Annotated in this window: 18 protein-coding genes; 14 read left to right on the top strand and 4 right to left on the bottom strand. The window is 70.5% G+C overall.

The genetic code is table 11. The annotated features are described in order from the left end of the window. A partial coding sequence (locus tag KAK06_RS23615; protein WP_210804628.1) for a calcium-binding protein occupies positions 1-1,826 on the top strand: 1,826 nt, incomplete at its 5' end. A gap of 52 nt (positions 1,827-1,878) precedes the next feature. Here the strand turns inward: KAK06_RS23615 and KAK06_RS23610 are convergent. Further along, positions 1,879-2,802 carry a carbohydrate kinase family protein gene (locus tag KAK06_RS23610; RefSeq protein WP_210804627.1) on the bottom strand — a complete coding sequence of 308 codons (924 nt, stop codon included), beginning with the start codon at positions 2,800-2,802 and terminating at the stop codon, positions 1,879-1,881. A gap of 222 nt (positions 2,803-3,024) precedes the next feature. On the opposite strand from KAK06_RS23610, the gene KAK06_RS23605 reads away from it, so the two are divergent. The 5 genes from KAK06_RS23605 (at position 3,025) to KAK06_RS23585 (ending at position 7,542) form a co-directional block, all read left to right on the top strand. Next, positions 3,025-4,008, top strand: coding sequence for a sugar ABC transporter substrate-binding protein (locus tag KAK06_RS23605; RefSeq protein WP_247653091.1), 984 nt, complete (start codon positions 3,025-3,027; stop codon positions 4,006-4,008). Positions 4,009-4,092: 84 nt separating this feature from the next. Continuing rightward, positions 4,093-5,052 (top strand): ABC transporter permease, encoded by a 960-nt coding sequence (locus KAK06_RS23600; RefSeq protein ID WP_210804625.1) that lies wholly within the window; start codon positions 4,093-4,095, stop codon positions 5,050-5,052. 1 nt (position 5,053) lies between these two features. Beyond that, positions 5,054-5,839, top strand: a complete 786-nt coding sequence (locus KAK06_RS23595) for an ATP-binding cassette domain-containing protein (protein ID WP_210804624.1) — start codon at positions 5,054-5,056, stop codon at positions 5,837-5,839. Positions 5,840-5,852: 13 nt separating this feature from the next. Next, positions 5,853-6,308, top strand: a complete 456-nt coding sequence (locus KAK06_RS23590) for an RbsD/FucU family protein (protein WP_210804623.1) — start codon at positions 5,853-5,855, stop codon at positions 6,306-6,308. After that, on the top strand, positions 6,298-7,542 hold the full coding sequence (locus KAK06_RS23585; protein WP_247653089.1) for an ROK family transcriptional regulator: 1,245 nt from the start codon (positions 6,298-6,300) through the stop codon (positions 7,540-7,542). Before KAK06_RS23590 ends, KAK06_RS23585 begins: the two co-directional genes overlap by 11 nt. 9 nt (positions 7,543-7,551) lie before the next feature. Here the strand turns inward: KAK06_RS23585 and KAK06_RS23580 are convergent, their stop codons facing one another. Next, positions 7,552-8,487, bottom strand: a complete 936-nt coding sequence (locus tag KAK06_RS23580) for a hypothetical protein (RefSeq protein ID WP_210804622.1) — start codon at positions 8,485-8,487, stop codon at positions 7,552-7,554. Between the two features lie 110 nt (positions 8,488-8,597). On the opposite strand from KAK06_RS23580, the gene KAK06_RS23575 reads away from it, so the two are divergent. From KAK06_RS23575 to KAK06_RS23560, 4 genes are all read left to right on the top strand, one after another. Beyond that, the gene (locus tag KAK06_RS23575) at positions 8,598-8,804 is read left to right on the top strand and encodes a hypothetical protein (protein ID WP_210804621.1); all 207 of its coding nucleotides are present in this window, start codon (positions 8,598-8,600) and stop codon (positions 8,802-8,804) included. A 128-nt stretch (positions 8,805-8,932) separates the two neighbouring features. Further along, positions 8,933-10,207, top strand: a complete 1,275-nt coding sequence (locus KAK06_RS23570; RefSeq protein ID WP_210804620.1) for an HlyD family secretion protein — start codon at positions 8,933-8,935, stop codon at positions 10,205-10,207. Further along, positions 10,207-12,375 (top strand): peptidase domain-containing ABC transporter, encoded by a 2,169-nt coding sequence (locus tag KAK06_RS23565; protein WP_210804619.1) that lies wholly within the window; start codon positions 10,207-10,209, stop codon positions 12,373-12,375. The genes KAK06_RS23570 and KAK06_RS23565 overlap by 1 nt, the downstream gene beginning before the upstream one ends. Further along, complete coding sequence (locus KAK06_RS23560; RefSeq protein WP_210804618.1) at positions 12,372-13,739, top strand: TolC family protein; 1,368 nt, start codon at positions 12,372-12,374, stop codon at positions 13,737-13,739. Before KAK06_RS23565 ends, KAK06_RS23560 begins: the two co-directional genes overlap by 4 nt. A 4-nt stretch (positions 13,740-13,743) precedes the next feature. Here the strand turns inward: KAK06_RS23560 and KAK06_RS23555 are convergent, their stop codons facing one another. Next, a complete protein-coding gene (locus KAK06_RS23555; protein WP_247653088.1) occupies positions 13,744-14,736 on the bottom strand; it encodes an alkaline phosphatase D family protein in 993 nt (330 codons plus the stop codon). A gap of 57 nt (positions 14,737-14,793) precedes the next feature. Beyond that, the gene (locus KAK06_RS23550; protein ID WP_210804617.1) at positions 14,794-16,005 is read right to left on the bottom strand and encodes an FAD-dependent monooxygenase; all 1,212 of its coding nucleotides are present in this window, start codon (positions 16,003-16,005) and stop codon (positions 14,794-14,796) included. Between the two features lie 61 nt (positions 16,006-16,066). Between KAK06_RS23550 and KAK06_RS23545 the strand changes: the two genes are divergently transcribed. The 4 genes from KAK06_RS23545 to KAK06_RS23530 are packed head-to-tail and all read left to right on the top strand — an operon-like array spanning position 16,067 to position 20,537. After that, the gene (locus KAK06_RS23545) at positions 16,067-17,110 is read left to right on the top strand and encodes an SPFH domain-containing protein (protein ID WP_210804616.1); all 1,044 of its coding nucleotides are present in this window, start codon (positions 16,067-16,069) and stop codon (positions 17,108-17,110) included. Between the two features lie 10 nt (positions 17,111-17,120). Continuing rightward, the gene (locus KAK06_RS23540; protein WP_210804615.1) at positions 17,121-18,743 is read left to right on the top strand and encodes a DUF4178 domain-containing protein; all 1,623 of its coding nucleotides are present in this window, start codon (positions 17,121-17,123) and stop codon (positions 18,741-18,743) included. Positions 18,744-18,756: 13 nt separating this feature from the next. Beyond that, positions 18,757-18,978 (top strand): DUF350 domain-containing protein, encoded by a 222-nt coding sequence (locus KAK06_RS23535; protein ID WP_210804614.1) that lies wholly within the window; start codon positions 18,757-18,759, stop codon positions 18,976-18,978. Beyond that, positions 18,978-20,537 (top strand): polyamine aminopropyltransferase, encoded by a 1,560-nt coding sequence (locus KAK06_RS23530; protein ID WP_210804613.1) that lies wholly within the window; start codon positions 18,978-18,980, stop codon positions 20,535-20,537. The genes KAK06_RS23535 and KAK06_RS23530 overlap by 1 nt, the downstream gene beginning before the upstream one ends. The last annotated feature ends 162 nt before the right edge of the window (positions 20,538-20,699 follow it).

Genomic DNA, 20,699 nt, shown 5'->3' with positions numbered 1-20,699 from the left:
TGGACTACTTCAGCGGAGCCGAGGGAGACGACAGCCTGCTGGGTGGGGCTGGCAACGACACCCTGCAGGGTGGCGCAGATGCCGACACCCTGGTGGGCGGAGTCGGCAATGACTCGCTGGACGGTGGCGTGGGCGGCGACACCTACCTGATGAAGGCGGGTGACGGCGTGGACACGGTGAGCGAGTACGACAGCACGCCGGGCAATGTGGACACGGTGCGCTTTGCCGACCTGGCGTCTACGCGGCTGAGCGCTCTGGAGCGCCGGGACAACAACCTGGTGCTGCGCTTTGACAGCGGAGAGCAGGTGACGATCAGCAACCAGTTCTATTCGGAAGGCACGGGTTTTCGCATTGAGCAGTTTGCATTCAGCGACGGCGTGAGCTGGGACGATGCGGCCATCAAGGCCAGGGTGATCACCTACGGTGACGCCAACGCGAACAACATCCGTGGCTACGTTGATGGCAGCAACCGCATCTACGGCCTGGAGGGCAATGATGCGCTCTATGGCGCTGCGCTGGCCGACACGCTCGACGGCGGGGTGGGCAATGACACCTTGTGGGGCTATGCCGGCAACGACGTGATGGACGGCGGCGAAGGCGCAGATGTGATGCTCGGGGGAGACGGAAACGACACCTACGTCATAGACAACTTGGCAGATTCGGTCACCGAAAATGTCAGCGCCGGCGTTGACTCGATTTGGTCGTGGGTCAGTATTGGTGCTCTTGGTGCCAATATCGAGGAAGTTCGTCTCCAAGGAACTCAGGCATTGGACGCCACAGGAAACCAGCTTGCCAACTTCCTTGTCGGCAATGCGGCCTCCAACCGGCTTACCGGTGGGGATGGCAGCGACACTCTGGATGGCGGTAGTGGAGCGGACATCTTGATCGGCGGTTCGGGTAATGACATATTTCTTGTTGAATCCCTTGGCGACGTGGTCACAGAGTTGGCTGGGGAGGGTGTTGACAGGATTCAATCAGCCGTAACCATTTTGGAGCTGGCGGCTTCGGTTGAGGAGTTGGAGTTGCTTGGGAGTGAGGCAATCAATGGTGCTGGCAATGAATTATCGAATATCATTCTAGGGAACTCGGCCGGCAATGTGCTGACCGGTGGCGCCGGTGCCGACAGCCTTTTTGGTGCTGCTGGCAATGACACATTGAGTGGCGGTATCGGTGTCGATGCCTTGGCCGGAGGAGATGGTGCAGATGTCTACCAGCTTGATGGTGACGGCGATTCAGTTGTCGAACTTGCCGCTGAAGGATTGGACACGGTTCGCTCAAGTTCCTCCGTTTCCGCTTTGTGGGCGAACGTGGAGAATCTGACCCTGACGGGAGCGCGCTCCATAGATGGCGTTGGAAATGAACTTTCAAACCGAATCAACGGCTCAAGTGGAAACAACAAGTTGGACGGCCGCGCTGGGAATGATACGCTTCTTGGGGGGTTGGGTATTGATACTTATATTCTCGGGCGGGGATACGGTTCGGATAGATTTACTGACATTGATTCGACTGCTGGGAATACTGATATACTGGCATTCGGCTCAGATATCGCGGCAGAGCAGCTTTGGTTCAGGCGTTCAGGGAATGATTTGGAGATTAGCGTCATTGGAACGTCCGATCGCGCCCTGGTTACTGACTGGTATCTGGCGAGCGCCAACCATCTTGAAAAAATTCGGACTTTGGATGGTCGCACCTTGCTCGATACCAAGGTTGACAATTTGGTCAACGCAATGGCGGCATTCGCCCCTCCGCCACCTGGGCAGTTGACGTTGCCACCGGATTACCTCGCAGCGCTCTCGCCGGTGATCGCTTCGAACTGGCGCGGATAGGCACCGGCTGCGCGACTGCCGTCCGAAGAGGGCTCTCTCTCCAAGCCCTGGGTTACAACTCGTGGCGCCGCGGCAGATCCGCCCCGCGGCGGCCGCAGGTGATCGCCGCGGCGCGCGCGGCGAAGTCCAGCGTGGCCTGCCAGCCGGCGGCGTCCAGCTGGCGCAGGCCCTCGGGGCTGAGCGCACCGCGCTCGGCCAGCGCGGTCAGCATGGCGGCCTGGAAGGTGTCGCCCGCGCCCACGGTGTCGACCACGTCCACGCGCACCGGCGCCGCCTGCAACTCGCCGGCACCGGTCCAGGCCAGCGCGCCCTCGCCGCCACGCGTGACCACCACCGCGGCGGCGCCGGCGGCGCACCAGCGCTGCGCCAGGTCGGCCAGCGGCACGCCGGGGTAGAGCAGGCCCAGGTCCTCGTCGCTGACCTTCAGCAGATGGGTGCGCGCGGCCATCCAGTCCAGCGTGCTGCGCCAGACCTCCAGCGCGGGCTCCACGTTCAGGCGCACATTGGGGTCGTAGGCGATGACGCGGCGGGTGTGCTCGCGCTCGACCAGCGCGCGCTGCGTCTGGGCGGTCTCGCCCACCACCATGGCGTAGGAGCCGAAGTGGATCGCGCGGGTCTCGGCGGGCAGGGTGTCCAGCACCGCGGCCGGCAGGCGGCGGTCGGCGCAGCGGTCACCATAGAAGCTGTAGGAGGGCACGCCGTGCGCGTCCACGCCGATCAGGCTGAGCGTGGTGGGTGCATCCAGCTTCGCCAGGCAGCGCTCATCCACCCCTTCATCGCGGAAGGCGCGCAGCAGCCGCTCGCCCAGGAAGCCGGTGGACAGCCCGCCCATGAAGGCGGTGGGCTGGCCCAGGCGCACCAGGCCCACGGCCACGTTGAACGGCGAGCCGCCGATGCGGGCGTCCAGGCCCAGGCCGGTGGGGGTGTCGCCGGTGGCGAACACGTCGAACAGCGCTTCGCCGCAGACCACGAACATCGTCTTCTCCTTGTGCAGACTCGGCCGCAGACGTTTGCAGCCCGCCGGCATGGTGCCGTCCGGCCCGACCGGAAGCATCGGGGTTTTCCATTAATCAATCCACTTGATTTATTTAAACAAGGCGCCCACACTTCGCTCCGCGTTCCTCGCAGCGGGGCCCGGCACCGGCGCCCGCCCACACCGAACCTGACCGGAGACACCACCATGACCCAGACCCTGAAGATGCTGTCCGTGGCCGCCGCCCTGAGCCTGGGCGGCGTCGCCTTCGCCCAGTCGCAGCCGGTGATCGGCCTGATCACCAAGACCGAGACCAACCCCTTCTTCGTGAAGATGAAGGAAGGCGCCGCGGAAGAGGCCAAGAAGCTGGGCGCCAAGCTGCTGACCGGCGCCGGCAAGACCGATGGCGACAACGCCGGTCAGGTGACCGCGATGGAGAACATGATCGCCGCCGGCGCCAAGACCATCCTGATCACGCCCAGCGACTCCAAGGCCATCATCCCGGCCATCAAGAAGGCGCGCGACAAGCGCGTGCTGGTGATCGCGCTGGACAGCCCGACCGACCCGGTGGAGGGCACCGACGCGCTGTTCGCCACCGACAACTACAAGGCCGGCGTGCTGATCGGCCAGTACGCCAAGGCCGCGCTGGCGGGCAAGCCCGCCAGGATCGTCACGCTGGACCTGTTCCCCGGCCACCCGGTGGGCGCGCAGCGCCACAACGGCTTTCTGCAGGGTCTGGGCCTGAAGAGCCTGGACGCCAAGAGCAATGAACTGGCCAAGCCCGCTGAAGTGGTCTGCATGGCCGACAGCTACGGCGACCAGGCCAAGGGCCAGACCGGCATGGAGAACTGCCTGCAAAAGGCCGGCGATGTGAACGTGGTCTACACGATCAATGAGCCTGCCGCCGCCGGTGCCTACAACGCGCTGAAGAAGGCCGGCAAGGAAAAGAACGTGCTGATCGTCAGCGTCGACGGTGGCTGCCAGGGCATCAAGGACGTGGGCGCCGGCAAGATCGCCGCGACCAGCCAGCAGTACCCGCTGAAGATGGCCTCGATGGGCGTGGCCGCGGGCGTGGAGTACGCCAAGAGCGGCAAGAAGCCCAGCGGCTACACCGACACCGGCGTCACCCTGATCGCCGCCAAGGCGGTGGCCGGCGTCGACAGCCAGGACGTCAAGACTGGCACCGACCTCTGCTGGGGCAACAAGTAAACGCCTGAGACCAGAACCCGCCTCGGGGCCCGCAGAAGGCCCCCGGCGGGGCTGCCGCATCCCTCGTCGCCACCGGAATCCGCCATGGACACCCTGAAGAGCACACTGCCGCCGATCGGCCAGCTCGGGCCTTTCATCGCCCTGCTGTTCGCCTGCGTCTTCTTCGCCGCCACCACCGACAACTTTCTCAGTGCGCAGAACCTGTCGCTGATCCTGCAGCAGGTGATGGTGGTGGGCGTGATCGCCATCGGCCAGACGCTGATCATCCTGACCGCGGGCATCGACCTGTCCTGCGGCATGGTGATGGCGCTGGGCTCGATCGTGATGACCAAGTTCGCGGTCGACCTGGGCTGGCCCTGGCCGCTGGCGATTGCCGCGGGTGTGGCGGCCACCGCGCTGTTCGGCCTGATCAACGGCCTGCTGGTCACGCGCATCAGGCTGCCGCCCTTCATCGTCACGCTGGGCACCTTCAACATCGCCTTCGCGATCACCCAGCTTTATTCGAAGAGCCAGACCGTCACCGGCCTGCCCGACGAGATGACCGTGCTGGGCAACACCTTCGCGCTGGGCGGCGCCCAGGTGGCCTGGGGCTCGCTGCTGATGGTGCTGCTGTACCTGGGCTTCTGGTGGTGGCTGCGCGACACCGGCGCGGGGCGCCATGTCTACGCGGTGGGCAACAGCCCCGAGGCCACGCGCCTGGTGGGCATCCCCACCGACAAGGTGCTGCTGCAGGTCTACGTGCTGGCCGGCGTGCTCTACGGCATCGCGGCGCTGCTGGCGGTCAGCCGCACCGGCGTGGGCGACCCCAACGCCGGCAAGACCGAGAACCTGGACGCGATCACCGCGGTGGTGCTGGGCGGCACCAGCCTGTTCGGCGGCCGCGGCCTGATCCTGGGCTCGCTGGTCGGGGCCATCGTCATCGGCGTGCTGAACAACGGCCTGACGCTGATGGGCGTGGACTCGGTCTACCAGGTGCTGATCACCGGCATCCTGGTGATCCTGGCCGTGACCGTGGACCAACTGTCTCGCAAGGGAGGGCGTTGAAATGAGCCAGCCACTCGTTCTGCAGGCCAAGGGCCTGGTCAAGCGCTACGGTCAGGTCACCGCACTCGACGGCGCCGACTTCGAACTGCGCGCCGGTGAGATCCTGGCCGTGATCGGCGACAACGGCGCCGGCAAGTCCAGCCTGATCAAGGCACTCTCCGGCGCCACCATCCCCGACGAGGGCGAGATCCTGCTGGACGGCCGTCCGGTGCGCTTTCGCAACCCGATGGACGCCCGCCGCGAAGGCATCGAGTGCTGCTACCAGGACCTGGCGGTGGCGCCGGCCATGACGATTGCCGAGAACCTGTTCCTGGGCCGCGAGCTGCGCCGAGAAGGCTTTCTGGGCAACGTCCTGCGCATGCTCGACAAGAAGAAGATGCTGGAAACAGCCATCGAGCGCATGGCCGACCTGAAGGTGGGCATCCGCTCGATGACGCAGGCGGTGGAAACGCTCTCGGGCGGCCAGCGCCAGTGCGTGGCGGTGGCGCGTGCGGCGGCCTTTGCGCGGCATGTGGTGATCCTCGATGAGCCCACCGCCGCGCTGGGCGTGAAGGAGGGCAACATGGTGCTGGAGCTGATCCGCCGGGTGCGCGACAAGGGCCTGCCGGTGATCCTGATCTCGCACAACATGCCGCATGTCTTCGAGATCGCCGACCGCATCCATGTGGCCCGCCTGGGCAAGCGGGCGGCGGTGCTGAACCCGAAGAAGATCAGCATGAGCGACACCGTGGCGGTGATGACCGGCGCGATGAAGCCCGAGGACATTCCCGCTGATTGCCTGGCCTGAACAAGAGGCTGCCATGCTGAAGGGAATCGACCCGCTGCTCACCCCCGAGCTGCTGAAGACGCTGGCCGAGATGGGCCATGGCGACGAGATCGTCATCGCCGACGCCAACTTCACCGCCGTCACGCTGGCCCAGGGCAAGCCGGTGGTCCGCCTGCCGGGCGCCGACGTGGAGCGCGCCGCCCGCGCCGTGCTGAGCCTGCTGCCGCTGGACGCCATGGTGGACCAGCCGGTGGCCTACATGCAGGTGGGCGGCACCGAGCCGCCCTACCGCAGCGCCCAGCAGCGCCGGGTGATCGGCATGCTGGCCGAGCTGGGCCATGCGCAGCCGGCGCAGTGTCAGCCGACCGAACGCTTTGCGTTCTACGATCGGGTCCGCCACGCCCATGCGATCGTGCTGACCGGGGACCTGCAGCCCTGGGGCAACTTCCTGTTCAAGAAGGGCGTGCTCGGAGAAGACCTTGTCCCCTGATGCCCGCACCGCCGCCAAGGAAGGCGCCGAGGTCCGCCGCCTGCGGCCCCGCGGCTCCAGCCAGGGCGGCCTGCGCCAGTACAACGAGCGCGTGGTGCTGCAGGCCATCCGCCTGCACGGCGCGCTGCCCGGCGCCGAGATCGCCCGCGTCACCCACCTGACCGCACAGACGGTGTCGCTGATCACCAAGCGCCTGCTGGAGGACGGCCTGCTGCTCAAGGGCACGCCGCAGCGCGGCAAGGTGGGCCAGCCCTCGGTGCCGCTGGCGTTGGCGCCCGACGGCGCCTTTGCCGTGGGCGTGAAGATCGGCCGGCGCAGCATCGACGTGCTGCTGGTCGACTTCGTTGGCGCGGTGCGCCAGCGCTGGTCGCGCTCCTACCGCTACCCCGAGGCCGGCGCGCTGCTGGCCTTCATTGACGAATGCCTGGCCGAGCTGCGCAGCACGCTGCCCGAGGAGCAGCTGGCGCGCATGCAGGGCCTGGGCATCGCCATCCCGTTCTCGCTGGGCGGCTGGCGCACGCTGCTGGACATGCCGCCCGAGGTGGGCGAGGCCTGGCAGGCGATCGACTTTGCCGCCGAGGTGCAGCGCCTGAGCGACTGGCCGGTGACGCTGATGAAGGACACGGCCGCCGCCTGCGTGGCCGAGCTGGTGGCTGGCCGCGGCCGCAGCATCAGCAGCTTCCTCTATGTGTTCCTGGCCACCTTCGTGGGCGGCGGGCTGGTGCTGGACAGCCACTTGCGCAGCGGCCTGCATGGCAACGCCGGGGCGATCGGCTCGATGCCGCTGGGCCTGCCGGCGGCCAGCCAGGCCTCGCCCGCCCAGTTGCTCAGCGAGGCCTCGCTGCTGCAGCTGGAGCAGCGCTTCGCCCAGGCCGGGCTGGCGCTGGAGGCGGCCGGTGACGAGCGCGCGCTGCAGGCCCCCTGGTGGCCGATCACCAGCGCCTGGCTGGCGTCCACCGGCGCGGCCATTGCGCTGGCGATCAACAGCGCGGCCTGCCTGCTGGACATCGAGAACGTCATCATCGACGGCTCGATCCCCGCCGCGCTGCGCGACGCGCTGCGCCAGGCCACCGAGCAGGCGCTGGACCGCTACGACTGGCAGGGCGTGACCCGGCCGCAACTGCTGCCGGGCACGATCGGCTCCGACGCGCGCGCGCTGGGCGGCGCGCTGCTGCCGCTGCACGCCAACTTCGCGCCCGACCGGGCGCTGTTCCTCAAGGCCGAAGGTGGCTGAGCGCGGTGCTCAGATCGCCACCATCTTGCTTTCCCACTCGAAGGTGACCTTCAGTTCGCGACGCATTGGCGGTGTGCGCACGGCCAGGGTCAGCGCAGGATTGGCAAAGTCGGCCAGCAGCGGCGGGCGCGGCGACTCGAAGTACGGGTGGTAGGCGTCGCGCGCGGCGCGCGGTGCGACCTCGTCGAACTCCTCGCGGCTGCCACACACCTGGATCAGCGCCGGCACATGGGTCACACCTGCCGCCAGCAGCGCATGCAGCCGGTGGTGGCCGTTGTTGACCAGCAGGCGCCGACGGTGCAGCAGCACATTCACCAGATTGGTGCTTTGGCCCAGGAACAGGCCCACCATCGCCTCGGGGTGGCCGCGCACCGGCAGGTCGGGCCGCTCGGCGCCCAGGAAGCAGCGGGTGTCCAGCATCCGCGTGTCATGGGTGTCGCTGACGAAAACCAGCTCGCGCGGGCCGCGGTGCACCAGGCGCAGGCCGGCATCGGCGTCGCCGCCCTGCAGCGGCAGGCACAGCGCGGCCAGGGCCTCGGGGCCGGGCGGCGGGCCGGCGGTCAGCGCGTCCACGGTGGCACCGGTCAGCGAGTACTGCGACACCATCAGCTGGGCCAACGGCACCAGGCCGAAGGCCACCGGCACGGCGTCAAACGTGCGCTGCACGGCCGGTGTGGCGATCACCGCCTCCACATGCGCCTGCACCGCGGGCGGCAGCGGCAGCACCACCGGCTCATCGGCGCGGCCCGCCTCCTCGCGTGACAGCCGCTCCCAGCTCGGGCCGGCAGCGCGCCAGGCGTCAGCCAGGTCCATCGGGCGCAGGTTCGGGCTCACCGGCAGCTGTTCCATCCAGCGCAGCAGGCGGGACAGCTGGCCGGGCGCCAGCAGGCACAGCGTGCTGTGGCGGACGTCCAGCGGTTCAGGACAAGAGTTGGTAACGTTCATGTGTGGAGAATGTCACAATAGTCGGGCGATAACGCAATTGGGGATTGTCAAGGAGTAACGCCCTCGTGATGATCCGCTCCTCGATAAACCTCCCACGAAAGGAAGCTCTGATGCGCGTCCTGACTCTCGAAGAAATGGAAAAGGTCTCCGGCGGCTGGGGCTGCTGGGGTGGTTGGGGCGGCTGGGGCCGCGGCCACGGCGGTTGCAGCCACGGTGGCAGCAGCCACCACGGCTGCAGCGGCCATGGCAGCAGCAGCAGCAACCATTGCAAGCCGCCGTCGCCGCCGCCGCCCGCTCCCCCGCCCGTGTCGCCCTGAGTTTCCGCGACCGGAACTGTGGCGGGCGGACCACTGGCCGCCTGCCCACCAAGGGCCCTCAGGGGCCCTTTTTCTTGGGCTGACCTGCCGGCTGCACCTACCATCGGGCGCCGAACCCGCCTCGAACGATGTCTGCGACCCCGCCTGATGCCCCCTTGTTCCGTGCCGAGGCCGTGGCCGCCCGCGCGCCGCGTCAGGTGGGCGACGTGGTGCTGTGGCCCGGGGCCTCGTCGCGCTGGCTGGCGCTGCTGGCCTGGACCCTGCTGCTGAGCCTGGCGGCGCTGCTGGTGTTTGGCAGTTACGCGCGGCGCTCCACCGTCAACGGCGTGCTGCTGCCCGCCGCCGGCCTGATCCGGCTGGCCGCGCCGCAGGCCGGCACCGTGGTCGAATCCCATGTGCACGAGGGCCAGACCGTCCCCGCCGGTCAGTTGCTGTTCGTGCTGTCTGACGACCGCGGCGGCCCCGGCGACGAGGCCTGGCAGCGCCAGGTGGCCGAGCGCATCACGGCCCGCAAGGCCTCGCTGGAGGCCGACCTGCGCCGGGTGGAGCTGGCCGAGCGCCTGGAGTCCGGGCAGCTGGCGCGCCGCATCGACACGCTGAAGGCCGAACAGGCCCAGGCCCAGCGCCAGTTGACGCTGCTGCGCCAGCGCGCCCAGGGTGCCGAAGAGGCCGCGCAGCGCTACCAGGCGCTGTTCCGCCAGGGTTTTGTCTCACGCGATGAGCTGCTGGTGCGCGAGACCCAGCAGTCCGAGCTGCAGGGGCAGGTCCAGGCGCTGCAGCGCGACCTGCTGGCGCTGGAGCGTCAACTGGTCGAGGCCCGCCGCGAGGCCGATGCGCAGAAGACCCGCAGCGCGATCCAGCGCGGCGAGCTGGACCGCCAGGCCCAGCAGGCCGGCCGCGAATACACCGAGATCGAGGCGCGTCGGCGCGTGCAGGTCAGCGCCCCGGCCGCCGGCCGCATCTCGCAGCTGCGCGCCGAGGTGGGCCAGAGCGTCGAGGCCGGCCGTCAGCTGGCCCAGCTGGTGCCCGGCGACAGCGCCCTGGTGGCGCGCTTGTATGTGCCCAGCAGCGCCGCCGGTTTCGTGCGGCCCGGCATGCCGGTGCTGCTGCGCTACGACGCCTTTCCGTACCAGAAGTACGGCCAGCACCGCGGCGAGGTGCTGTCGGTGTCCGGCGCCGCCGCCACGCCGGCCGAACTGGGCGAGTCGGCCTGGCGCCCCGAATGGGCCGCCGAGCCGCTGTTCGCGGTCACGGTGAAGCTGCCGGCCCAGACCGTGGAAGGCGCGGCGCTGCCGCTGCAGGCCGGCATGCGCGTCGAGGCCGACCTGTTGCACGAGTCGCGTCGCCTGTATGAATGGATGCTCGAGCCGCTGCTGGGCGTCAAGGAACGCCTGCGCCAGTGATGAAGACCTCTCCCACCCCGCCGTCCTGGCTCGAGCGCCTGCAGATGGGCTGGACGCCGCGCCTGGTGCCGGTGTTGCAGACCGAGGCCGCCGAATGCGGCCTGGCCTGCGTGGCGATGCTGCTGGGCCACCACGGCACGCTGACCGACCTGGCCACGCTGCGCAGCCGTCATGGCGCGTCGCCGCAGGGCATGACGCTGGCCGACCTGTCACGCGTCGCCCAGGCCGAACACCTGGCCACCCGCGCGGTGCGGCTGGAGACCGACGAGTTGTCGCAGCTGCGCCTGCCCTGCGTGCTGCACTGGGACCTGGCGCATTTCGTGGTGCTGGTGGCGGTCGAAGGCACGCGCTGCCGCATCGTCGACCCGGCCAGCGGCGAGCGGCGGATCGGCATGGACGAGCTGTCGCGCCGCTTCACCGGCGTCGCGCTGGAGGCCTGGCCCGACAGCAGCTTCGTGCCGCGCGAGGAGGCGCAGCCGGTGTCGGTGCGCCGCCTGATCGGTCGCGTCGAGGGGCTGACGGCCACGCTGTGGCGGGTCTTCAGCGTCTCGCTGCTGCTGGAGGCGCTGGCGCTGGCCAGCCCGCTGTTCATGCAGTGGGTGGTCGACCACGTGGTGGTCTCGCGCGACACCAGCCTGCTGGGCACGCTGGCGATCGGTTTCGTGCTGCTGCTGCTGGTGCAGCAGGTCTTCACCGTGGCCCGCGCCTGGCTGGTGCTGCGGGTGGGCACGCAGCTGCGCGTGCAGTGGCGCAGCAATGTGCTGCAGCACCTGCTGAAGCTGCCGCTGGACTGGTTCGCGCGGCGCCACCTGGGCGATGTGATGTCGCGCTTCGGCTCGGTGGCCAACATCCAGCAGGTGCTGACCACCACCTTCGTTGAAACCGCGCTGGACGGCCTGATGGTGCTGTTCACGCTGGGCCTGATGCTGCTCTACAGCCCCTGGCTGACGCTGTTCGCGACACTGGCCGTGCTGGCCTATGCGCTGCTGCGGGCACTGCGCTACCGGCCGCTGCGCGAGGCCAGCGCCGAGCGCCTGGTGCGCGGCGCGCTGGAATCCAGCCACCTGCTGGAGACCGTGCGCGGCATCCGCACGCTGCGCCTGTTTGACCGCACGCCCGAGCGCATGGCCACCTGGCAGACGCTGATGGTGGCCGAGGTCAATGCCGGCCTGAAGGTGCAGCGCCTGGACATCGTCTACCGCACCGCGCGCCGCCTGCTGACCGGCCTGGCCGGGCTGGGCCTGCTGTGGCTGGGCGCGCGCGAGGTGATGGCCGGCACGCTCAGCGTGGGCATGCTGCTGGCCTTCCTGGCCTACCGCACGCAGTTCGATACCCGCTTCGGCGAGCTGATCAACAAGTACTTCGACCTGCGCATGCTGCAGCTCGATGCCCAGCGCCTGTCGGACATCGTGCTGACGGCGCCCGAGGTGGAAGGCCCGGCGGTGACCGCGCCGCTGTCCACCCAGCCCCCGGCGATCGAGATCGATGGCCTGGCCTTCCGCTACGCCGAGGGCACGCCCGAGGTGCTGCGCGGCCTGACGCTGCGCATCGCGCCTGGCGAATCGGTGGCCATCACCGGCCCCTCGGGTTGCGGCAAGACCACGCTGCTGAACCTGCTGCTGGGCGTGCACACGCCGCAGCGCGGCGAGATCCGCGTGGACGGCCAGCCGCTGCCCACGCTGGGCCTGGCGCGCTGGCGCGCCCAGGTGGGCACGGTGCTGCAGGACGACACGCTGTTCGCCGGCTCGATCGCCGACAACATCAGCTGCTTCGACCCCCGCCCCGACCCCGCCTGGATCGAGCAGTGCGCCCGCCTGGCCGCGGTGCACGAGGACATCGCCCGCATGCCCATGGGCTACCACAGCCTGGTGGGCGACATGGGCAGCACGCTCTCAGGCGGTCAGCGCCAGCGCGTGGTGCTGGCGCGCGCGCTGTACCGCCGCCCGCGCGTGCTGATCCTGGACGAGGCGACCAGCCACCTGGACCTGGCGCGCGAAGCCGAGGTCGGTTCGGCCATCGCCCGCCAGCCCGTGACGCGCATCATCGTCGCCCACCGTCCGCAGACGCTGGCGCTGGCCGACCGGGTGATCGAGATCGGCGACGGCGGCGTGCTGCGCGACGAGCCCGCCGCCGACTACGCCGCCCGCCAGGGCCTGGCACGCGCATGAGGATCCCGCTCGGTCTGCTGCTGGGCCTGCTGGCCGGCGCCGCGGTTGCCCAGGGGCTGCGCATCGACGCCCAGGCCGACGCGCCGCCGGCCGCCGCGGCCCAGGCCGCCGCACCGGCGCTGGACAGCCTGCAGCTGGGCGCCGGCTGCGCCGCCGACGCCCCGCCCCCTGCGGCCTGGAGCCTGCCGGCAGCGATCGACGGCGTGGTCTGCCACGCGCTGGGCGTGCGCCGCAGCGCCGGGCTGATCAACCAGGCCCGCGCCGCCGATCAGGTGGCGGGCCAGGCCTGGTGGCCGGCCCTGACCGCCAACGGTGGCCTGGACGCCCGCAAGGGCTACGGCCAGTCCGCCTTTGCCGAGTTGCGCGCCGACATCGTGCTGTTCGATTTCGGCCAGCGCAGTGCCGCGGCGCGCGAAAGCGGCGCCGCGCTGGCGGCCGCCTTGGATGCCCAGCGCGCCGAGGTGCTGACGGCGATCGGCCAGGCCGCGCTGCTCTACACCACCGCCCAGGCGGCGCAGGACAAGGTCGACGCGCTGGCCGGCGTGCTGCGCCAGGCCGAGGCCAACAGCCAGCTGGTCGAGGCGCGCCGCAGTGCCGGCGCGGCCAGCCTGGCCGAGCGCCACCGCGCCGACGCGGCCACTGCCCAGGCCCGTGCCGAACACGCCCGCGCGCTGGGCGCCTGGCTGGTGGCGCGCGGCGCGCTGGCGGTGGCGCTGGGCCTGCCGGCGAGCACCGTCATCGAACTCGACGCCGGCCCCGTCACCGACGAAGGCGAGCCGCCCGACCTGGAAACGCTGATCGCCGAGGCGCGCGAGCGCCACCCTCAGGTGCTGGCCGCGCGGGCCCGTCTGGCCGAAGCCCAGGCCCGCATCGACGGCGCCCAGGCCGGCCGCTGGGGCAGCATCGGCGCCAGCGCGCAGACCGGCCGCACCCGCTCCAGCAACGACCTGCAGGTGCGCAGCGTCACCACCGCTTCGCTGAGCTGGTCGCTGCCCCTTTTTGACCGCGGCGTCACCCGCGGCCGCGTGGCCGACGCCCAGGCCCAGCAGCAGGTGCGCCAGGCCGAACTGGCCGACGCGCTGGCACAGACCGAGAACCTGGTCTGGGAGCAGGGCCGGCTGCTGCAGTCCGAGCGCCACGCCTGGCGCGAGATGCGCCGCGCCCGCGACAGCGCCGAGGCCGCGCTGCAAGCAGTGGCCGAGCGCTACCGCCTGGGCGTGGGCAGCTTTGGCGATGTGCTGCAGGCCCAGGACGCCCTGGCCCAGGCCAGCCAGCAATGGGCCGACAGCCGCGCCGCCTGGCTGCGCGCGCGCTGGCGGCTGGCGGCGGCGGTGGGGCGCCTGGGGCCGCTGGCGTTCGAGTGATCGTTCAGCGCAGCGGCAGCCAGCTGGCGCGGTCAATCACCCGCTCAAACTGCAGGCCCTCGCGGTCGAACAGGCGGATGTGCAGCTGCTGCGCATCGACATCGACCAGGCCGAAGTTCTCGCGCATCGAACCCAGCACCACCGCCAGGCGGACCGCGGCGCCGGACGAGGTGGCCTCGTGCAACGGGAAGCCGCCGGTGTGGAAGGCGTCCAGCTCGTTGCGGTGGATGTCGCCGCTGAGCATCAGCGTGCGGTGCGCCGCCGCCTGGCCCAGCAGCCAGGCACTGTCCTCCTCGTAGCGCTTGTAGCCGGCAAAGGTGGAGCCGCTGGCGAACAGGTGGACCGCGTCGGCCGGCGCGGCGGCAAAGGCCTTGGCCAGCCGCTGGCGCTGGGCGCTGCCGAACAGCGCGCGCCGGGGCGGCCCGAAGATGCTGTCGTCGGTGCGCCAGGTGCGGCCGTCGCTCAGGTGCAGCCACAGGTCGGGCGCCAGCGCGATGCTGGGCGTGGCCAGCGGCCGTGCCGGCTGCGGCCACAGCCGCGCGTCCAGGCTGTCCTGTGGGAAGGACGGGCCGGCCAGGCGCGCTGACAGCACCTCTCGCCACAGCGTCTGCGCCGCGGTGCTCAGCGCGATCTTCTCGACCTGTTCGGGGCGCTGGGCCAGCGGCACGCCGCAGGCGTCGTTCCACAGGAAATCGTGGTCGTCCCAGAGGCTGTGCACGCGGCCATCGGCCGGCAGGCCGCGCACCAGCGCGGCAAAGCTCTTGACCGCCAGCTGAGCACGGTAGCGATCGACCAGCCAGCTGGCGAACGCCAGCGTGTCCATCTGCTGCGGCGGTTGCGGTGCGCCGATATCCAGGTAGACCGAGTCGCCCAGCAGCACCAGGTGGTCGGGCTGCTCGGCAGCGATGCGCGACCACACCGGCTGGGTGGTCGAGACGGTGGTGCAGAAGCAGGAGGCGAAGGCGATGCGGGTCATGGCGTCACTCGGCTCAGTCATGGAGGCGCGATGATGCGCCGGGCCGCGCAGGCTGCATCCACCGTCCTGGGGATGGCCTCAGCGCCGCCCGAACATCATCTGCCGCGCCAGCGCCGCCTTCACCGGTGGCAGCGCCTGCACCGCGGCCAGGCCCAGGCCGCGCAGCGTGGCCAGGCCGGGCGCCTGCCAGGTGAAGCTGCGGGCCAGGAAATCGGTGCTGGCGATCGTCGCCCAGCGGTCCGGCGCGCGGGCCCATTCGGTGCGGCGCAGGGCCTGGTCGATATCGGCGGCGTGGCGCAGTGCATCGACCAGGCTGTAGGCGTCGCGCAGGCCCAGGTTCAGGCCTTGGCCGGCCACCGGGTGCAGGGTCTGCGCCGCGTTGCCGATGCGCACGCAGCGGCCCTGCACCAGCGTGGTCTCGGCGTTCAGGCCCAGCGCGAAGCGCTTGAGCGGTGACAGCGCCAGCGCGCGGCCGGCGCCGTCGGGCAGGCGGTGCTGCAGCACGGCCAGGCGCTGGGTATCGTCCAGCGGCGCCAGCGGGTCGTCGTCGGTGGCCACGCACCACACCAGCGCCGCCTGGCGGGTGCCGGCGCCATCGCCGGGCGCGGCGGGCAGCGGCAGCAGCGCCAGCGGGCCCTCGCGGGTGAAATGCTCGAAGGCGGTGCCGGGCGTGAAGCCGGCCTCCAGCGTGACCTGGCCCACCCAGGCCTGCTGGCGGTAGTCGTGGCTCAGCGCCTTGCGCGACTGCTCGGCGAACACGCCGCCCTCGGCGATCACCGCCAGGTCGGCGGTCTCGGCGATGCCGGCGTCGATCTCCACGCCGCCAGCCACCGGCTTGACCGCGGCCACCGGCCGGCCCAGATGCAGCTCGGCGCGTTGCGGCGCGGCCGCGCAGGCGGCCTGCCAGGCCTGCTGCAACGGCGCCACCAGCGCGCCGTAGCGGATCACCGCACCCAGCTGCGGCACGGCCTGCTCCTGCGCGCTGATGCGCACCGCGGCCTGCAGCGGTCCGCGCGACAGCGTGGGCGGCGCCTGGCTGACGCGCACCTCGGTGATCGGCTGCGCTGCGCTGGCGGGCCAGGCGCCCAGGCGTTCCAGCAACTGCACGCTGCCCAGCGACAGCGCCAGTGTGCGCGGATCGGCCGCGACATCGCGCTCGGCGGGCCGGGCGTCGTACACCGCCACCTGCGCGCGCGGCAGCAGTTGATGGGCCAGCAGGGCCAGGGTCAGGCCGGCGGGGCCCGCGCCAACGATGGCCAGGCGCAGCGGGAGTTCGGCAGGGGCGGTCATGGCGCGTATTATTTGCCCGGCCGGCAAGTTGGCCGGCGTTGCCACGGAGGGCACAGACACCATGGGTTTGATGGATTTCATCAAGAAGCAGTTCATCGACATCCTCGAGTGGACCGAGCCCGGCGACGGCGTGCTCGCCTGGCGCTATCCGATGGCCGACAACGAGATCCAGTACGGCGGCTCGCTGACGGTGCGCGAGAGCCAGATGGCGGTCTTCGTCAACGAGGGGAAGGTGGCCGACGTCTTCGGCCCCGGCATGCACAAGCTGACCACGCAGACGCTGCCGGTGCTGACCTACCTGAAGAACTGGGACAAGCTGTTCGAGAGCCCGTTCAAGAGCGACGTCTACTTCTTCAGCACCCGTCAGCAGGTTGACCAGCGCTGGGGCACGGCGCAGCCGGTCACGATCCGCGACAAGGACTTCGGTGCGGTGCGCCTGCGCGCCTTCGGCAACTACGCCTACCGCATCGCCGATCCGAAGAAGTTCCACACCGAGATCTCCGGCACCCGCGACCGCTACACCGTCGAGGACCTGGACGGCCAATTGCGCGGCCTGATGCTGCAGCACATCTCGGACGCGGTGGCGGCGTCGGGCATCGCCTTCCTGGACCTGGCGGCCAACCAGGTGGAGTTTGCGAAGCAGCTGCAGGCGGCCACCGCGCCGTCCTTTGAGGCCATCGGCCTGGCGCTCGAGTCGGTGACGCTGCAAAGCGTGTCGCTGCCCGAGGAGCTGCAGAAGATCCTCGACCAGAAGATCGGCATGGGCATGGTCGGCAAGGACATGGGCGCCTTCATGCAGTACCAGACCGCCCAGGCCATCCCCAAGCTGGCCGAGGGCGTGGGCCAGGGTGGCGGCATCGCTGGCGACGCCATGGGCCTGGGTGCCGGCGTGGCGCTGGGCCAGGTGCTGGCGCAGCAGCTGAGCCAGGGCCTGCAGGCGCAGCCGGCCGCGTCAGCGGCTGCGGCGGCGCCGGCGGCGCCGGCGGCCATGGGCGCCGACGAGGTGATGGCCACGATCGAGAAGCTGGCCGAGCTCAAGGCCAAGGGCATCCTCACCGAGGACGAGTTCGCCAGCAAGAAGGCCGAGCTGCTAAAGAAATTGTGAGCTGGCTGGATTGACAACGCCCGCTTCTCCGCCGCCCGCGCCCCAGCGGCGCTGGCAGGCGCTGTGCCCCGGCTGCGGCGCGCCGGTCGAGTTCGCCTCGGCCGCGTCGGCCAGCGCCGTCTGCAGCTTCTGCCGCAGCACCCTGGTGCGCGACGGCGAGGCGTTGCGCCGCATCGGCGTGGTCTCGGAGCTGTTCAATGACCACAGCCCGCTGCAGCTGGGCGTCAGCGGCCGCTACCACGGCGAGCCCTTCACGCTGGTGGGGCGGCTGCAGTACCGCTACGCCGACGGCACCTGGAACGAGTGGCACGCGCTGTTCGAGGGCGAGTCCGGCAAGTCGGCCTGGCTCAGCGAGGACAACGGCGCCTATGTGATGGCCTTCGACCAGCCGGCGCTGCAGCCGCCGCCGGCCTGGGACGACCTGCAGGTCGGGCAGCGGGTGCTGATCGGCGGCGACGCCTGGCGCGTGGCCTCACGCATCCAGGCCTCGCTGATCGCCGCCGAGGGCGAGCTGCCGCGGCCGCCGCGCCTGGACGGCAGCTTCCCGGTGGCCGACCTGCGGCTGGAGAACGGCTCGGTCGGCACGCTCGACGGCCAGGTCTCGGGCCAGCCGCAGTGGTCGATCGGCCAGCGCGTGGGCCTGGCCGACCTGGCGCTGCGCGGCCTGAAGGAGGGCGCCTCGCAGGCGGCGTTGCAGGGCCGCACGCTGGCCTGCCCGAGCTGCGGCGCCAGCGTGGCGCTGAACCTGGGCACCACGCAGTCGGTGACCTGCGGCCAGTGCAAGTCGGTGATCGACGTGTCGGCCGGCATCGGTGGCGACCTGGCGCACTACCAGCAGGCCAACAGCGGCGCCAGCGGCCGCGGGCCCGGCATCCCGCTGGGCGCCAGCGGCCGCCTGGCAGTGGACAGCGCCACGCCGATCGACTGGCAGGTGGTGGGCTTCCAGGAGCGCTGCAGCCTGCCCGAGGACGACGAGGACGACCGCGAGTTCTGGCGCGAATACCTGCTCTACAACCGGCAGGCCGGCTTTGCCTTCCTGTCCGACACCTACAGCGGCTGGAGCGTGGTGCGCCCGATCACCGGCGTGCCCGAGACCCGGCTGGGCGAGGTGGCCTGGCAGGGACGCACCTACTGGCGTGTCGAGGAACCCTACCGCGCCACCACCACCTGGGTGCTGGGCGAGTTCTACTGGCAGGTGCGCCAGGGCGAGTCGCTCGAGGTCACCGACTACCGCGAGCGCGACGGCGAGGGCGTGCTGGCCAGCGAGCAGTCCGACACCGAGCTGGTCTGGTCGGCCGGCCGGCGCCTGCCCAATGCCGAGGTCAACAGCGCCTTCGGGCTGGTCGGCGCGGCGCCCAGCGCCGCCGCGGCCAGTGCCAGCCGGCCGGTGGCCGCGCAGAGCCTGGGCAGCCGCATCAGCCATGGTCTGATCGTGATGGTGGTGGTGATCGTCGTGATGCTGCTGCTGGCCCGTTGCGACGGCAGCGACAGCGCCTGCGACGCCCAGCGCCAGACCTTCGGCGAATCCAGCGCCGAGTACCAGCAATGCCTGCGCAACCAGCGCAGCGGCGGCGGCTTTTCCAGCGGAGGCAGCTCGTTCGGCGGCTACTCCAGCGGGGGCAGCCACAAGTGAAGGAGAACACGAGATGGAATTGGATGCCCTGAAACCCGCGGTGATGCTGGCCTCGGTGGTCTATGCCGTGATCGGCGTGGTCGTGCTGTGGCTGGCCTTTGTGGTGATCGACAAGCTCACGCCCTACCAGCTGTGGGAGGAGATCGTCGAGAAGAAAAACCTCGCGCTGGCGCTGGTGGTGGCGGCGATGTTCATCGCCATCGGCCTGATCGTCGCCGCCGCGATCCACGGCTAGTGACTGCGGATCGCGCCGCGGCGCGCATCCACCCGGCCGAGCTGCTGCTGCTGGCCTCGGTCTTCGTCGTTGCCGCCTGCGGGCTGGTGTACGAGCTGGCCGCGGGCGCGCTGGCCAGCTACCTGCTGGGCGACTCGGTGCTGCAGTTCAGCACCGTGATCGGCGCCTACCTGTTCGCGATGGGCCTGGGCAGCTGGCTGAGCCGCTATGTCGAGCGTGAGCTGGTGGCGGTGTTCCTGCGCGTGGAGCTGCTGGTGGGGGCGATCGGCGGGGGCATGCCGGCGGCGCTGTTTGTGGCGCACTCCAGCCTCCCGGCCAGCGCCAGCGCCGAGTTCCGCGTGCTGCTGTACGGCCTGGTGGGTGTGATCGGCGTGCTGGTGGGGCTGGAGATCCCACTGGTGATGCGCCTGCTCAAGCGCCAGTTCAGCGAGCGCTATGTGCTGCGGGACCTGGTCTCGCAGGTGCTGACCTTCGACTACCTGGGCGCGCTGGTGGTGGCGGTGGCCTTTCCGCTGCTGCTGGTGCCGCACCTGGGGCTGATCCGCACGGGCCTGTTCTTCGGCCTGCTCAATGCGGCAGTGGCGGTGTGGGCGCTGTGGCTGTTCCGTCCCGAGTTGCCGCACTGGCGCCGCATGGCACTGGCCTGCGCCGCGGTGGTGGCGCTGCTGCTGGCCGGCTTTGCCGGCGCCAACCGCCTGACCACTTGGGCCGAGGACCGCTTCTACGGCGAGCAGACGATCTACCGCGAGACCAGCCCCTACCAGCGCGTGGTGGTCACCCAGGGGCCGGCGGGCACGCGGCTGTTCCTCAATGGCAACCTGCAGTTCCACTCGCGTGACGAGTACCGCTACCACGAGGCCCTGGTCCACCCGGCGTTGGCCGCGCAGGGCGCGCCGCGGCGCGTGCTGGTGCTGGGCGGTGGCGACGGCATGGCGGTGCGCGAGGTGCTGAAGCACCCGTCGGTGGAGCAGGTCACGCTGGTCGAGCTGGACCCGCGCATGACCCAGCTGTTCCGCGACGAACCGCGGCTGTCGGCGCTCAACGCGCACGCGCTGTCGTCGCCGAAGCTGCGCCTGGTCAACGCCGACGCCTTTACCTGGCTGGAGGGCCACGACGAGGTGTTCGACGCCATCGTCATCGACTTCCCCGACCCCACCAACTTCGCGATCGGCAAGCTCTACAGCACCAGCTTCTACGCCCTGGTCGACCAGCACCTGGCGGCCGGCGGCTATGCGGTGGTGCAGACCACCTCGCCACTGATCGCGCGTCAGAGCTTCTGGACCGTGGTGGCCACGATCGAGGCGGTGGGCCTGAGCGCCACGCCCTACCACGCGCACGTGCCCAGCTTCGGCGAATGGGGCTTCGTGCTGGCCAGCCGCCGGCCCTGGCGAACGCCCACGGCGCTGCCGCCGGGCTTGCGCTTTCTGAGCCTGGACGGCCTGCCCGCGCTGTTCCACTTCCCGCCCGACATGGCGCGGGTGGACGCCGAGCCCAACCGGCTGTCCACCCAGGGCCTGGTCCACACCTTCGAGGCCGAGTGGGGACGGGTGCACCAGTGAGACGCCGCGCGCTGCTGTCCGCCGGCGCTGCCGCCGCGCTGGCCGGCTGCCTGCCCGCGCCCGAGGTGCTGCACGCCAGCCGCTGGGTGGGCGTGGCGCCCGAGCGCGGCCACCGCCTGCGCGCGCCGCGGCCGACCATGCCGGCCGGGCCGCTGCGCCGCG

This window comes from Ideonella aquatica (assembly GCF_018069755.1).
In the GTDB taxonomy this organism is placed as follows: Bacteria; Pseudomonadota; Gammaproteobacteria; order Burkholderiales; family Burkholderiaceae_C; genus Ideonella; species Ideonella aquatica.
Note: the sequence above shows the minus strand (reverse complement) of the source record. Positions and strands in the feature narration are given on the sequence as shown.